Raw genomic sequence first — 15,085 nt, 5'->3', positions numbered from 1 at the left:
CATGGTTACCGAAGGTTTCGTGCGCCGCCCCCGCATCGCCCCGCCGCGCGCGCCGGGCGGTGAGGTGGCGTTGAATTCGCCGCCGGAGATCCAGCGGGCACTGCCCGGGCCGCTGATCATGAAGTTGATGCCGGTGATCATGGTGGTCGCCGTCGTCGGCATGATCGCGATGATGGTGATGCTGGGGCGCAACCTGCTCGCCAACCCGTTCATGATGATGTTCCCGATGATGATGCTCATGTCGATGGGCGGCATGATGCTCGGCATGCGGGGCAATGGCCCCAAGGGCGCGGGCGAGCTCAACGAGGAACGCAAGGACTACTTCCGGTATCTGGACCAGATGCGCAAGGACGTCCGCCGCACCGGCACCAAGCAGCTGGAGTCGCTGGCCTGGAGTCATCCGGAACCGATCGATCTGCCGTCGGTGGTCGGCACCCGCCGGATGTGGGAACGCCGCCCGAACGATCCGGACTTCGGGCATGTGCGGGTGGGGGTGGGCAGCCACCGGCTGGCGACCAAGTTGGCGCGCCCGGAGACCGGACCGCTCGAGGATCTGGAGCCGGTCTCCACCGTGGCGCTACGCCGTTTCGTGCGTACCCATTCCGTGGTGCACCAGCTGCCGACGGCGGTCTCGTTGCGGGCCTTCCCGGCCATCAATCTCGGTGGCGACACCGCGCAGGCGCGGATGCTGGCGCGCTCGATGCTGATGGAGCTCACCGCATTCCACGGACCCGACCACGTCGCGGTGGCCATCGTCTGCGCCGATCCCGACGGTCCGTCCTGGGAATGGGCGAAATGGCTTCCGCACCTGCAACATCCGACCGTCCGCGACGGCATGGGCTCGGCCAGGATGATGTACGGATCGCTGGCCGAACTCGAAACCGCGCTGGCCTCGGAACTGCTCGAACGCGGCCGGTTCATGCGCAATCCGCAACCGACACAGGGCCGATTGCATCTGGTCGTCATCATCGATGACGGCTACGTCAACGGCACCGAGCGGCTGATCAGCGAATCGGGCCTCGACTCGGTCACCGTGCTCGACCTGACCGCCCCCGAGAACGGTCTCGCCGCGCGGCGCGGTCTGCAACTGGTCGTCGGCGATGGCGAGGTGAGCGCGAAAAGTGCCGCGGGCACGGAGAAATTCGCCACCGCCGATGTGGTGAGCGTGGCCGAATCCGAGGCCTTCGCCCGCAGCCTGGCCCGGTTCCGGATCGCGACGGCCGCACAGATCGTCAGCCTCGGCGACGACACGAGGACCGATCCGGGATTGATGGCGCTGCTGAAGATTCCGGACGCCGCGCAGATCGAACCGTCGAAGGTGTGGCGGCCGCGCACCGCGCGCGAGCGGCTGCGGGTGCCGATCGGCGTCACTCCGGACGGCACTCCGGTCGAAATCGATATCAAGGAATCCGCCGAGAGCGGTATGGGTCCGCACGGATTGTGCATCGGCGCAACGGGTTCGGGTAAGTCCGAATTCCTACGCACGCTGGTGCTCTCGATGGTGACCACCCACTCACCGGACGCACTGAACCTCGTGCTCGTCGACTTCAAGGGTGGTGCGACATTCCTCGGTCTGGACTCCCTGCCGCACGTCGCCGCGGTCATCACCAACCTCGAGGAAGAACTCTCGATGGTGGACCGCATGAAGGACGCGCTGGCCGGTGAGATGAACCGCCGCCAGGAATTGCTGCGCGCCGCAGGCAATTTCGCCAATGTCACCGATTACGAGAAGGCGCGCGCGGCGGGTGTCGCACTCGACCCGCTGCCGGCACTGTTCGTGATCGTCGACGAGTTCTCCGAATTGCTCTCGCAGAAGCCGGATTTCGCCGACCTGTTCGTGATGATCGGCCGCCTGGGCCGCTCGCTGCACGTCCACCTGCTGCTCGCCTCACAGCGACTCGAGGAGAACAAGCTGCGCGGCCTGGACTCGCACCTGTCCTACCGCATCGGTCTACGCACCTTCTCGGCCAACGAATCCCGCGCAGTGCTCGGCATCACCGATGCCTACCACCTGCCGGGCATCCCCGGCTCCGGCTATCTCAAGAGCGATGCCGATGACCCGTTGCGGTTCAACGCGACCTATGTGTCCGGGCCGTACGTCTCGCCGAGCGGCACCAGGCAGGTGGACGGCCGGGTGGTCGGCGGTCAGTCGCCGACGGTCTTCACCGCCGCGCCGGTCGAGATCCAGGAACCCCCGCAGCCGGCGCGCATGGAACTGCCCGATCTGCCACCGCCGCCGGGAGCGGAGCCCGAAGCGGAAACGCAGAGCGGCGGCGTCCCCGAGACGCTGCTCGAGGTGGTCGTGAAACGCCTTACCGGACACGGCCGTCCGGCGCACGAGGTGTGGCTGCCGCCGCTGGACGAGTCGCCGACGGTGGATATGCTGCTGCCCGACCCGGATTGGCGTTCCCCGGTCAACCGGCACGGCCAGCTGTGGATGCCGATCGGCATCATCGACAAACCCTACGAACAGCGCCGCGACGTGCTGACCATCCAATTGGCCGGTGCGCAAGGCAATGTCGCGGTCGTCGGCGGTCCGCAGTCCGGTAAGTCGACGGCCATCCGCACCATCGTCATGGCCGCGGCGGCGACCCACAGCCCGGAGCAGGTCCAGTTCTACTGCCTCGATTTCGGTGGCGGTAGCCTCGCGGGTCTATCCGGTCTGCCGCATGTGGGTTCGGTCGCGGGCCGCCTGGACGGCGATCGGGTGCGCCGCACCGTCGCCGAGCTGACCACGCTGATGCGCCAGCGCGAGGAGCGCTTCGCCGCGCTCGGCATCGAATCCATGGTGGAGTTCCGGCGCCGCAAGTACTCCCAGATGGAGGCGCGGCTCATCAACGGGACCGCGGCCGACCCGAACGATCCGCTGGCCGCGGACCAATTCGGCGACGTCTTCCTGGTCATCGACGGCTGGCAGGCCATGCGTGAGGAATTCGACGCCGTCGAACCGCAGATCACCGCCATCGCGGCTCAAGGCCTTTCGTACGGCATCCACTTGATCATCGGCGCGGCTCGCTGGGGCGAGATCCGCCCCAATGTGAAGGACCAGATCGGCACCCGGATCGAGCTGCGCCTCGGCGACCCGACGGATTCCGAAATGGGCAGGCGCACCGCGGCTCTCGTCCCCGTCGGCCGCCCCGGCCGCGGTCTCACACCCGATGAACTGCACATGCTCATCGCGCTGCCGCGGCTGGATTCCGATTCCGATCCGTCGACCGTGGCCGAGGGCGCCGCCCAGGCCAGGGACCAGATGCAGCAGCTCTACCCCGGCCGGCGCGCGCCCGAGGTGCGCATGCTGCCCCAGCAGATCAGCCGCGAGGAGGTCGTGGCGATCGCGCGCAAGCATGAGGTCGAACTCGGTCCGACCAAGGTCCTCGTCGGTCTCGGCGAGAACGAATTGGACCCGTTCGTCCTGGATTTCGGCCAGGAGCCGCACTTCATGGCCTTCGCCGACGTCGAATGCGGCAAGACCACGCTGCTGCGCAATATCGCCATGGGCATCACCGAGCACGCGACTCCGGAGCAGGCGAAGATCATCCTCATCGACTACCGCCGCAGCCTGCTCGGCGTGGTCGACGAGGCCCATCTCGGCGGCTACTCCACCTCATCGCAGACCTGCGGCCCGATGGTCAACGAACTCGCCAGGTACATGTCCAAGCGCATCCCCGGCTCCGATATCACCCCGCAGCAGCTGCGCGAGCGCAGTTGGTGGACCGGGCCCGAGATCTACCTGCTGGTCGACGATTACGACATGATCACCGCGGGCATCAATCCGCTGCTGCCACTGCTGGAATACCTGCCGCAGGCCCGCGATATCGGTCTGCACCTGGTCGTCACCCGGCGCACCGGCGGCGTCTCGCGCGCGCTCTACGACAATGTGCTCGGCGGCATGAAGAACCTCTCTGTCGACGCGCTGATCATGAGCGGCCCCAAGGACGAGGGCAAGTTGATCGGCGATGTCCGCCCGATGAAACTGCCGCCCGGTCGCGGCATTCTGGTGTCGCGCAACCGGGGTCAGGAGATGGTGCAGATCGCCTATCTGCCGCCGCTGTAGCCCTCACGCCCCGGGGAGCGGGAGCGGGAGCGGCTGCGGCTGCGGCACGCGCGTGTGCACCGGTGTCATCGGCTCGAAAGTCCAGCTGTCGGAGCGGCGCTGGAACAGTGCGCGGGACGGGCCGGATGCGGCCGGTCCCGCGATCCTGACCAAGTGGAAGCCTTCTCGGCGGTAGTAGTCGTGCAGATCGTTATTGGTGGTCCAGGCGTCGAGCCGGACCCAATGCCGTTGTTGTTCGCGCGCAAGGGATGCGGCGTGCGCCAATAGTCGGTGGCCGATGCGCTGACCGGCGAAGCGGAGGTCGACGATCATGTAATGCACGACCACCGCGTCGGCCAGCTCCCACGGTGACCAGAGCCCCGGGTCGGCGTGGTCGTTGACGGTGATCGTTCCGGCCGGTTCGCCGGCCACCTCGGCGATCCAGGTTTCCCTGGCGTCCAGGGAATGGCCGACCGCCCTGGCGAAGATCTCGATCGGCAGGCCGCGACCGGCCACGGTCCACTGGTCGGAGCCGCGCGCGGTCAGCCAGGCGGTGCGCTGGATCCGCAGGCGGCAGATGGTGCCGAGATCACTGAGGGATGCCCGGCGGATCACGGTAGTCATGGCAACACCGTATTCATGACGAAAGGTTTTCATGGCAACGAGATACCCGGCCCGTAGGAGATGCCGAGTGTATGTCGGATGACGTTGGTGCCCTCGTTGTCGCCCAGTTCGTAGGCGAGCCGGTTGCGGGTGGCGATCGAGCGGTGCCGGGTGGCCCGGGTGATGCGCTCATGATTGGCGCCGATGCGCAGGTGATCCAGCAGGATCGTGCCCGCCGCGACGCCTAATACGATCGCCTCTTCCGCGCTGGCCGGGCGGGCGACGAGCGTGTCGCGGTGTGCCGTCTCGGCGTGTCCGCGGTCGGCGAGTCGGCGTGTCGTGCCCTCTGTAATATCGTGCGGTGAGTCGATGCCGGTTGCCTCGGCCAAGTCCCGTGGATAGAAGCTGACCTCCCACGACCACGGCTCGTTATCGAGATACTGGACAACGGTCCTGGCCAATACCCAGGAGTCCTCCGACACGCCGAGCCAGTGCGCGACTTCCGGGGTCGCCGGTTCCATCTTCGCGCTGAATTCCTTGGTCGGCACGCGATGTGCCGCGCGCGCGATCTCTTCGAAGATATCGTGGGCGGACTGCGGTCGATCGGGACGAATATGATCGGTGACAACCGATTCCAGTACTTCCTGGTTTCGGACGATGGTGCCGCGGGAAGTAGCTGTGTAGACCAGATTTTCGGTGACGAGTACCTGAATGGCATTGCGCGCGGTCGTGATCGAAACCTGCATCTGATCGGCCAGCTCGGTATGGCTGGGCAGCCGATCGCCCGGATTCCACTTGCCTGCGCGGATCTCCTCGCGGAGGAGGTCTGCGATCCGGTGATACGTCGGACCGTCCGCCATCTTGCTCCTCGGTCAGTCGTGCAGGTAACGAAGTGTACTCTTCGTTGCACCCTACGGCCGGGTAACGCTTGACAGGTGCCTTCAGAGGTTTATTGTAATGAACGTCCTGATCCAGGTGTTGTGCGGCGATGACGGCGAGGCAACGTGGCAGGTTCGGATTCATCAACGGTTGTGATGGCTCTTCCAGGCACACCGAAGTGTGTCGATTCGACGGTGCAGTCCCTTACTCACGGACTACTTCCCACGTCGGATCTACTCGTTCGTGCGTGCCGCGGGCACCGCGTTGTCGGTGGCCCGCTCCTCTGGTTCGCCCGTGACCTCGCGGTCCTGCACGAGAGACGCCTCGTCGGCCGCGGTGGTTCGGTATCGACCGATCCCGGCACGATTCTCGAAATCGAGCGCCGCAGAATCGAATTGGTCATGGCCATCGACGATTGGGTGGCGCGCAGTGTGCCCCAGCATCGGCTCGGCGCGACCCTGCACACCGAAACCGTCGGCTCGGTCATCGACCGGATCGCGGAATCGTCGGTGCGGGCCCACCACGCGTTGATGACGCTGGACGCCCACAACGAACAGTTGCACGGCGCATGGCATCATCTCGCCGAATTGGCCGATGCCTATGACGATTTGGTGCGCGACGTACTCGCAGGACGGCGGCGACTCCCGGAGTGGTGACGACCCGGGTCGGTGAGGGGTCGCGGCACTTCCGCACAGAGTAGCCACGGCCCCTTGCCGATTCGGCGTCACCGATGTCGACGCCTCACCGGCGTCTGGTGTGCGGTGACAGGCACCACCGCCCGTTCTCGGCCTGACGGACCAAGTCGCTGTAGGCGATCGACAGTTCGGCCAATCGGGTCCATGCCACGTGCATATCCTCCCCGGACAGGTCGTCGGTCATCAGCAGGTGGAAGGCACGGTCGGCGGTGGCCGCGATGCGATCGATGGTGTCGCCGAGTTGCGTGTCGAGGCGATCGCGGGATCTCCCCGGCAGATGCTCGGTCGCCCATGCATTGATATTGGCGACCAATTCGATGCGGAGACAGTCGATTACGGCGGTGAACCGTGGACGTTCGCGACGGACGCGGTGCAACCGGACCAGATCGTGCGACCACTGGCACACATGTCCGCGGACCTGCTGACCGCTCAGCGCGCACAGTAATTCGCTGGTGCTCGGTAGTGCCGAGTCCGCGGTCGTGCCGACCACGGTCGCACGACTGCGGACCATCGGGTTACTACAGTGCGCGGGGGCGTTCACAGCGGTGCGGTGAGTTCGAGGTGGATGCCGTCGGGATCACTGAACGATAGGATCGCGATCCCGAACGCCTCCAGCCGGATGATCTCCCCGTGCTCGATTCCGGCCTCGGTCAGCCGAACTTCGGCCCGAGTCAGGTCGTCCACCGACGGCACGCTGAAGCTGAGATGGTCCAGCCCGACGCGCTCGGAGTCGAATCGGTCGGTCGGATCGGCCACCGGGCGCAGCCCGAACAGCATCCCGTTCGTCTGGAATACGACGCCGCCGTAGAGTTGGGCGGGATCGGTGCGGACCAGCGGGTCATCGAGACTGCCTTCGGATTCGGCGGCGATATGGAAGCCGAGCACATCCCGGTAGAACGCCTTGGAGCGGTCGATGTCGGTCACGGTCAGGCGGACGTGGTGGATGCCGAAGGTTTCGACGAGTGTCATGGGAACTCCGCAGGGCAGGGCCGGGTAAGTAGTACGAGATTAGGGCGCTTGTCGCGCGGTTCCGAGTGTCGGATACGACATATTCAGTACTGTTTGCGACATGGATGTTGCGGTCTTCGTGCAGGACGGCGTCGCCGATCTCGGACTCGCCGCCGTGCTGGAGACATTCGCCACGGCCAACGGGTTACGCGGTGAACTGGAGACGGCGCCCGAACCGTGGCGGGTGCACATAGTGGCCGACGGCGGGCAAGTGCGCACGGCGCACGGCTTTCTCGCGCAGACGACACCGATGACCGAACTGCCCGATGACGTCGGTCTGATGGTCGTTCCCGCGTCGCGTGTCCTGGATGCCGACGGTCTGATCGGATTGGTCTCCGCACCCGCGAATCGGCCGGTGCTGCAACTGATGACGCGGGCCCATGAAAGTGGCGCGCATTTGGCCGCGGCCTGCACCGGGACCTTCTACCTGGCCGAGGCCGGATTACTGGACGGTGCGGTGGCGACGACGAGTTGGTGGCTCGGCCCCGCCTTCCGGCGCAGGTATCCGCACATCGATCTGGACGAGAGCCGGATCCTGTGCCGCGCCGATCGGCTCACGACCGCGGCGGCCTCGCTGTCGCACATCGACCTCGCGCTGTCGTTGATCGCCGCGCAGAGTCCCACGCTGGCCGAATTGACCGCTCGGTATCTGGTGGTCGGTAATCGGCGATCCCAGCAGGACAGCGCGATTCCCGAGGTGATCGCCCGCAACGACTCCCTGGTCGCCGCATTCGAGCGCTGGGTGCGCGACCATATCGCCGAGCAATTCCGCATCGCCGACGCGGCGCATCGGCTCGGCGTCACCGAGCGCACGCTGCAGCGCGCCACCCAAGCCGAAATCGGCATGTCACCAAGGGATTTCGTACACGAGGTGCGGCTGGAACGAGCCACCCAGCTGCTGCGCACCACAACGCTGACCATCGACGCGATAGCGGTCAAGGTCGGCTATCTGAACGCGGGCACACTACGCGGCCTGTTCCGCCGCCGCCGCAGCCGGTCCATCGCGGAGGTGCGCGCGTCCCGGTTGTCCTGGTGAGGTCAGTGGTTGTAGCGGCGGTGGTCGATGCCGAATTCGTCGGCGACCGTCGCCGCGAGTTCGACATAGGCGCGCTTGGTGGTCTTGTGCAGGCGGTGCAGATCGATTTCGGCGCCCTCGGACAGGTGCGAGTCGTACGGGATGATGTGCACCGCGCGGCAACGCGACAGGAAGTATTCGCGCAGTTGCTGGATGCCCACATTCGGTGAGCCCTCGCGCGGCAGGTTGATCACCACGACCGCATTGCGGACCAGGTGGTCGTGGCCGTGCAGGGACAACCAGTCGAGCGTCGCAGCGGCACTGCGCGCGCCGTCGATCGCGGCCGAGGAGATCAGCACCAGCGAATGCGCCAGATCGAGCACACCGCCCATCGCCGAATGCATCAGTCCGGTACCGCAGTCGGTCAGGATGATGTTGTAGAAGCGCTGCAGAATGCGGGCGACCGCGCGGTATTCCTCGTCGTTGAACGCCTCCGACGCCGCCGGATCCCGTTCGCTGGCAAGCACTTCCAATCGGCTGGTGCCCTGCGAGGTATGCCTGCGCACATCCGAGTAGCGCTGGATCGAGGGATCGAGCAGCAGATCGCGCACGGTCGAGCGGGTCTGCAACGGCACCCGCTGCGAGAGCGTGCCGAAGTCCGGATTGGCGTCGACCGCGATCACCCGGTCACCCCGGATGGAGGCGAAGATCGACCCGAGACCCATTGTCGTGGTGGTCTTTCCGACACCGCCCTTGAGCGAGAGCACGGCGATCCGATAGTCACCGCGCACCGGCTGCCTGATCCGCGCGACCAATTCCTGCAGCCGCAACTCCTCCGCGGACAACCCGGGATTGATCGCACCGCCGGACACGTGATGCACAGCCTTGCGCCACCCACTGCCCGGCGACTTCTTGGCACGCCGCAACGGCACGTCATCGAGCGAGGGCTGCGGTCCATGGGGATGCTGCTGTTGATAGCCCGGACCCTGCTGGTAGCCCGGTGGCATCCCACCCGGCTGTCCCGCCCCGGCGGGCGGTTGCCCATAACCGGCGGGCGGCTGTCTGTATCCGGCCTGCGGATCCCCAACGGGCACTTGCTGTCCCATCGGCGACGGCGGATAACCCTGCCCCTGCTGCCACTGGTCGGCGGGCTGCTCACCGGACGGCGACTGCTGCCCCGACGCGCCCCGCGCCGCCGGATTCTGCCACTGCTCACCCTCGGGCGCCCGCCCGATCGACGGCTGCCCATATCCGGGCGCACCCTGCCACGGCGCCGGTGACCCCACGGGCGGCTGCTGATACCCAGTTCCATTGCGCCACTGATCATTCGGCTGATCGCCACCCGGAGCTTGCTGCCCCGCCGCAGGCTGGACATATCCGCCCGCGCCGCGCCCGTCATCCTGCGCATCCGCACCGAGGGCGGATTGCCCCGCGTCAACAGCGTCGCGCCCTTGCTCGCCCGGCCCATACGGCCCCGACTGCTCGGGACGCCCGGCAGCATCGCCCGCGGCCCCACCGGCGTCGATCTCCGACGACAACCGATGACGCCCACCAGCAGCCGCCGATCCACCCGCGGTCCCAGGTCCGGGATGTGCGGCCCAACCAGGCGCCGCCAATCCCCGATCCCGCTGCGCCGGACCGGATTCCGACTGCATAGCGCCATTGGGCGCGATCGGCCCATCGATCCCAGGTCCCTGTGATGTCGACCCCGGCCGCCCGAATTCGTCGGCCGGCCCCTGCGCTCCCGGCCGGAAGTCCGACCCCGGCCCCATCGACCCACTCGCTGATCCAGCGCCGGGATGTGTGGCCCACCCCGGTCCCGCCGATCCGCGATCCGATTGCGGTGGTGCGGATTCCGGCTGTGCCGCAGCGCCACCGGTGCCGGTCGGCTCATGGAAATCGGTCGCCTGTGGTGCGAAGGGCGGCCGGGTGAAGTCGCCGCCAGGTGCCTGTGGTGCGGACGCGGGGCCGCGGTCGCCGGTGGGTGCGTGTGGTGCAGATGCGGGGTGATCGAAGCCGCCGCCGGGAGCCTGTGGTGCGGAAGCCGGGCCGCGGAAGTCGGTGGCAGGTGTCGATGGCTGCCCGGTGATCGATGCCGAATCCCCGGCGCGATCACGCTGCGCCGGTCCGTACTCCGATGAGGCTGGTGCGGCGGGAACCGGCGGCGTGGACCTACCCGGACGCCTGGCCGGATCGACGGTCGCAGGATCGAATATCGGTGTTGCGCTATGCGATTCCGCGCTGTCACCAGTCGCTGCGGACGTCGGCTCTGCCGCAGCAGCCGCTGTGCCATGGGCTGCGTGGTCGATGCCGGGGACCTGCGGCAGGTCTGGACGACCTACTTGGTCTGGCTCGTTCGTCGCCTCGGACGCCGAGCCTCTCGTCGCAGCACCGGTCGCCGCCGAATCGGCGCCCACCCCCGGATGTGCACCGGATTCCGCTGGCGGCGGCGGCAGTTCGGGCCGCTGCCCGACTCGCGCAGCCGCCTGCTCGGAAGCAGCCCGACCCTCCGTCGCCCGCGGCGGCGCAAGCCACGGCGGTGGCCCATCGACACCACGCGAGCTAGGTGCACGAGGCTCGTCCAGTCGCGACGGCGGGCTGTCGGTTCCATCCGAGCCGAGCGGGTGTGGATCGCCCAGTCGTGAGCTATCGCTGCCACGGGAGGCCGATGGATGCGGCTCGTCGGGCCGCTCCTCGGCGCTCTGCGAAACCGGTGCGTGTGGCTGCCGTGCAGCCTGGTCGTCGGGTCCGTGCGAGCCCGGCGAACGCGGCTCGTCGTGCCGCGACGGCGGGCCGTCGGATGGATGGGTGCCAGGTGGGTGTGCTTCATCGTGCCGTGACGGCGGTCCGTCGGTGCGACGGTCGCCCGGCGGGCGTGGGCCGTCGAGTCGCGGGGGTGGGCCGTCGGTTCCGCGCGAGGCGGCTGTATGCGATTCGTCGAGTCGTTGTGGCGGAGCGAGATGGCCACTGCCCGAGTGCTGTTCGGCAGCAGGCATTGGTTCGGGTCGCGGGGGAGCCACAGAGGTGCGCGGTCCCATGCCGACGGCTTCGGAGCTCGGTCCGGCCTGTTCGGTGCGCGGGTCGTCGAGTCGCGGGGGTGGGCCGTCGGTTCCGCGCGAGGCGGCTGTTTGCGATTCGTCGAGTCGTTGTGGCGGAGCGAGATGGCCACTGCCCGAGTGCTGTTCGGCAGCAGGCATTGGTTCGGGTCGCGGGGGAGCCACAGGGGTGCGCGATCCCATGCCGACGGCTTCGGAGCTCGGTCCGGCCTGTTCGGTGCTTCGGCCATCGAGCCATGCTGGAGGACCGTCGAGATCTTCCGTCGTCGACATCGCAGGCCGCCCGCCCGTTGTCGGGCTCGCGGGGCGTTCGCCGGTTGTCGGCATTGCGGGGCGTTCGCCGGTTGTCGGGATCGCGGGGCGTTCGCCGGTCGTCGGGATCGCGGGGCGTTCGCCGGTCGTCGGAATGCCGGGGCGTTCGCCGGTCGGCGGCTGTGGCGGCGTGGCAGTCGAATGTGGTTGTGCGGCCGCCTGGTTCGGCGGTGGCGGCAGGTCGGGACGCGACTGGTGGCGCACCGTTGCCTCGACGGCCGCGGGCGGTTCGGTAGTAGTGGTCGGCGGCGTAGCACCCGGCTGCTGTTGGGGAGCGGCAGGTTGTTGGCCAGCGCCCGACTGTTGTGGGCCTGAGTACTGGGTGACGCCTGGCCGCTGAGTAGTACCCGACTGTTGGGTACCGCCTGCGTACTGCATGGCGCCCGGATGTTGTGTTGCCGAAGGCTGTTGGGCGGCGGGCGATTGGCCAGCGCCCGGCTGTTGGGTGGCACTGGGGTATCCAGCAGCGCCCGGCTGTCGGGCAGCGCCCGAGTGCTCGGCAGCTCCAGGTTGTTGGGGCACGCCTGAGTGGTCGGTAGCTCCAGGCTGTTGCGTGGCACCCGGGTATTCAGCAGCGCCCGGCTGCCGGGGAGGCGAAGGTTGTTGGCCGGCGCCCGGTTGGGTGGCACCTGGGTATTCGGCGGCGCCCGGTTGTTGGGTGGCACTGGGGTATTCAGGAGCGCTCGGCTGTTGGGTAGAGCCCGAGTGCTCGGCAGCTCCAGGTTGTTGGGTGGCACCCGGATATGCGGCAGAGCCTGGCCGCTGGGGAGGCGAAGGTTGTTGCCCGGAGCTCGGTTGTTGGGTGGCACCGGGGTATTCAGGAGCGCTCGGCTGTTGGGCAGTGCCCGCGTGCTCGGCAGCCCCAGGCCGTTGGGGCGCGCCCGGGTGGTCGGTAGCCCCAGGCTGTTGCGTGGCACCCGGGTATTCAGCAGCGCCCGGCTGCCGGGGAGGCGAAGGTTGTTGGGGGGCGCTCGGTTGTTGGGTGGCACTGGGGTATTCAGGAGCGCTCGGCTGTTGGGGAGTGCCCGAGTGCTCGGTAGCTCCAGGCTGTTGGGGCGCGCCTGGGTGGTCGGCGGTGCTCGGGTGTTGGGTGGCGCCCGAGTGCTGGTTGGCAGAGGGTGGCTGTGCCAGGGGTTGTGAAGGGGGTGTTGGGGGCCTGCTGCCGAGGGGGGCGAAGGCGGTGGAGGGTTGGCGTGGGTTGCGGGTCGGCAGTGGGTGGCCGCCCTGCCACGCGTTGTCCGGATGCGGTGAACCCTGCGCGAGGGCGTCCTGGCGTGCGTGCGGGCCGGAGTCGTGGCGCGCGTCGGGCTGGGGTGCGCCCTGCCTGCGCGGGTCGCCGAATTCGAGGCCGTGCTGTGATTCGGGGCCACCATGTGGTTCGGGATAGCCGCCCGGTCCGCGATGCTGCTCGGATCCGCCTGGGCCGCGATGGGTGTCAGGTCCGAGATAGCCGCCCGGCCCGCGCTGCTGTTCGGGTCCGCCGTGCGGTTCGGTTCCGCGATAGCCGCTTGGCCCGCTGTGTTGTTCGGGTCCGGCGTGGGGTTCGGTTCCGGGATAGCCGCTTGGCCCGCTGTGTTGTTCGGGTCCGGCGTGGGGTTCGGTTCCGGGATAGCCGCTTGGCCCGCTGTGTTGTTCGGGTCCGGCGTGCGGTTCGGTTCCGGGATAGCCGCCTGGTCCGCCGTGCGGTTCGGTTCCGCGATAGCCGCCTGGTCCGCCATGGGGTTCGGGTCCGCGATAGGTCTCTGGTCCGCCGTGTTGTTCGGGCCCACCGTGTGGTTCGGGTCCGCGATAACCCTCGGCCCCGCTTTGCTGCTCGGGTCCGCGATAAGCGTTCGGTCCGGTCTGATGGTCCGGTCCGCGGAAGCCATCCGGCCCGCGCTGCATGTCCGGCCCGTGGTGCAATTCGAAACCCGGCCCGCTCAACTCGCGGGGGGACGGACCGCGGCCCTGCGGATCGGCCTGGCCCTCGGGCTGCTCGTCCTTGCCCTTGCGCCGACCGAAGCGGCGCTTGTCCCGGCGTCCGGCTTCGGGTCGCTCGGTCTCGGGAGCGCGCTTGGAACGTCCACGCCGAGAGGGCGCTTCATCGATTAGGTCGTCGTGTGGCAGGTTCTGAACGGGCGCCTCATAGCCGCCGGTGACATCACTTTCCGAAAGCCACGGAGGCAGCATGGGGAGGCCGTCGTTATTACGGCTCACACGTCCCCCTTTGGATCTGCTCGACCTGTTCCTGGGCTGTGGTCAGTTTACGCGACGAGTCTCACCCATCACGGGTGGGGAGTGGGCCGAATGACCGGTTTCTAAACGCTCCCGCAACGGGTTCCGTTCGCCTCCTCCGCACCTCGTCGGCAACTCGTCGAGACGTAAGCGGACATACACGTGGTTGTGCTGGCGCACGCCGGGCGTTCGTGGCGCACAGGCTAGATGTCAGAGTCTCCGTGGTGGCTGGCCGGACGACAACAGAAGAATGGAAGCCATACCATCGTCCATCGCGAATACCACGGCCGCACCACACTATTCGCCGCCTTGATGATCCCGCGCGTCTCCGGCTACTACAGGTATTTCAGCACCCGGCCGCCCCTGGTCTTGCGGCACAAGGGTTTCGCGGTGCTGGCCTCCTACCCGGCCATCACCTCAATCCACCCGGTCCGCCGCCGGCCATCGAAACGCGTCGAGCACAAAACCTGGCGATCCCCCGCCGTCGTCGGCCCGACCTTCGGCCACCCCGCCCATCCTGACCCCGGCCGCCTCCCCCTCGCGAAATCAAGATCAGGTGGAAACTGTGGCGGCATCGCCCGTGAAGCCCCCGCCGCCATGTCCACCTGATCTTGATCACTCTCGCGAGCACCGCCTTCTGGGTGCAGCACCGCGTCGGACGCGACCTACTCCTGTCGGAGGTGAGCACCACAGTTCGTCCTGCTGATGGACGATCACGGCTCCGGCGCGGTCTGCGACGTGAATCGCCGCGACGCTGTTAACTATGATTACGCTGGCAGAGGCCACGCACCGCGCGATGCACGCCGAACGCGGGATAATAAGCGGTCGTGACTGCAATGACCAGGGCGAATTGGTCTGCCCGCAAATAAACCGGTAAGCTTGGTCGGCGGTGCACCTACGCGCCGACTGTCTGCATGCCGCCGGTCCGGTCGATTGACCGGTTACATGCAACCAGATACAAGGCAATCAAACCAGGTTTGTGCGTAAACCGGGATCGCGGAGGACATGGCGAAGAAGGACGGGGCCATCGAGGTCGAGGGTCGAGTTGTCGAGCCGCTGCCCAATGCGATGTTCCGGATCGAGCTCGAGAACGGACACAAGGTTCTCGCGCACATCAGCGGGAAGATGCGGCAGCACTACATTCGCATCCTTCCCGAAGACCGGGTGGTCGTCGAGCTTTCGCCCTACGACCTCTCACGCGGCCGCATCGTTTACCGCTATAAGTGATCGCGCCCGCAAGGCGTGACCATTGAGCCGCAAGGCTCACCAC

Annotated in this window: 11 protein-coding genes; 6 read left to right on the top strand and 5 right to left on the bottom strand. The window is 67.5% G+C overall.

What is annotated here, in order from left to right:
• The first annotated feature begins 1 nt into the window (after nucleotide 1).
• Nucleotides 2–4,054 carry a type VII secretion protein EccCa gene (gene eccCa, locus ACHQ4I_RS39130; protein WP_420776959.1) on the top strand — a complete coding sequence of 1,351 codons (4,053 nt, stop codon included), beginning with the start codon at nucleotides 2–4 and terminating at the stop codon, nucleotides 4,052–4,054.
• A gap of 3 nt (nucleotides 4,055–4,057) precedes the next feature.
• Here eccCa and ACHQ4I_RS39125 read toward each other — a convergent pair whose 3' ends face one another.
• Together ACHQ4I_RS39125 and ACHQ4I_RS39120 are read right to left on the bottom strand one after the other, a co-directional pair.
• Entirely contained in the window at nucleotides 4,058–4,657 is a 600-nt protein-coding gene (locus ACHQ4I_RS39125; RefSeq protein WP_420776958.1) for a GNAT family N-acetyltransferase, read from the bottom strand.
• A 29-nt stretch (nucleotides 4,658–4,686) separates the two neighbouring features.
• The gene (locus ACHQ4I_RS39120) at nucleotides 4,687–5,496 is read right to left on the bottom strand and encodes a GntR family transcriptional regulator (RefSeq protein WP_420776957.1); all 810 of its coding nucleotides are present in this window, start codon (nucleotides 5,494–5,496) and stop codon (nucleotides 4,687–4,689) included.
• Nucleotides 5,497–5,709: 213 nt separating this feature from the next.
• Between ACHQ4I_RS39120 and ACHQ4I_RS39115 the strand changes: the two genes are divergently transcribed.
• Nucleotides 5,710–6,171 (top strand): DUF4254 domain-containing protein, encoded by a 462-nt coding sequence (locus tag ACHQ4I_RS39115; RefSeq protein ID WP_420776956.1) that lies wholly within the window; start codon nucleotides 5,710–5,712, stop codon nucleotides 6,169–6,171.
• Nucleotides 6,172–6,256: 85 nt separating this feature from the next.
• Here the strand turns inward: ACHQ4I_RS39115 and ACHQ4I_RS39110 are convergent, their stop codons facing one another.
• Nucleotides 6,257–6,721 (bottom strand): hypothetical protein, encoded by a 465-nt coding sequence (locus ACHQ4I_RS39110; RefSeq protein ID WP_420776955.1) that lies wholly within the window; start codon nucleotides 6,719–6,721, stop codon nucleotides 6,257–6,259.
• A gap of 26 nt (nucleotides 6,722–6,747) precedes the next feature.
• Entirely contained in the window at nucleotides 6,748–7,179 is a 432-nt protein-coding gene (locus ACHQ4I_RS39105; protein WP_420776954.1) for a VOC family protein, read from the bottom strand.
• 100 nt (nucleotides 7,180–7,279) lie between these two features.
• On the opposite strand from ACHQ4I_RS39105, the gene ACHQ4I_RS39100 reads away from it, so the two are divergent.
• On the top strand, nucleotides 7,280–8,254 hold the full coding sequence (locus ACHQ4I_RS39100; protein WP_420776953.1) for a GlxA family transcriptional regulator: 975 nt from the start codon (nucleotides 7,280–7,282) through the stop codon (nucleotides 8,252–8,254).
• 2 nt (nucleotides 8,255–8,256) lie between these two features.
• Here ACHQ4I_RS39100 and ACHQ4I_RS39095 read toward each other — a convergent pair whose 3' ends face one another.
• On the bottom strand, nucleotides 8,257–9,888 hold the full coding sequence (locus tag ACHQ4I_RS39095; protein WP_420776952.1) for a nucleotide-binding protein: 1,632 nt from the start codon (nucleotides 9,886–9,888) through the stop codon (nucleotides 8,257–8,259).
• A 3,084-nt stretch (nucleotides 9,889–12,972) separates the two neighbouring features.
• Here ACHQ4I_RS39095 and ACHQ4I_RS39090 point away from each other — a divergent pair.
• The 3 genes from ACHQ4I_RS39090 (at nucleotide 12,973) to infA (ending at nucleotide 15,042) form a co-directional block, all read left to right on the top strand.
• Nucleotides 12,973–13,692, top strand: coding sequence for a hypothetical protein (locus ACHQ4I_RS39090; protein ID WP_420776951.1), 720 nt, complete (start codon nucleotides 12,973–12,975; stop codon nucleotides 13,690–13,692).
• Between the two features lie 330 nt (nucleotides 13,693–14,022).
• On the top strand, nucleotides 14,023–14,424 hold the full coding sequence (locus ACHQ4I_RS39085; RefSeq protein ID WP_420776950.1) for a hypothetical protein: 402 nt from the start codon (nucleotides 14,023–14,025) through the stop codon (nucleotides 14,422–14,424).
• Between the two features lie 396 nt (nucleotides 14,425–14,820).
• Nucleotides 14,821–15,042 carry a translation initiation factor IF-1 gene (gene infA / locus ACHQ4I_RS39080; protein ID WP_003418601.1) on the top strand — a complete coding sequence of 74 codons (222 nt, stop codon included), beginning with the start codon at nucleotides 14,821–14,823 and terminating at the stop codon, nucleotides 15,040–15,042.
• Nucleotides 15,043–15,085: the final 43 nt, after the last annotated feature.

The organism is Nocardia nepalensis, from assembly GCF_048910785.1.
Taxonomy (GTDB): Bacteria; Actinomycetota; Actinomycetes; order Mycobacteriales; family Mycobacteriaceae; genus Nocardia; species Nocardia nepalensis.
This window is presented reverse-complemented; position numbering and strand designations above follow the sequence as displayed.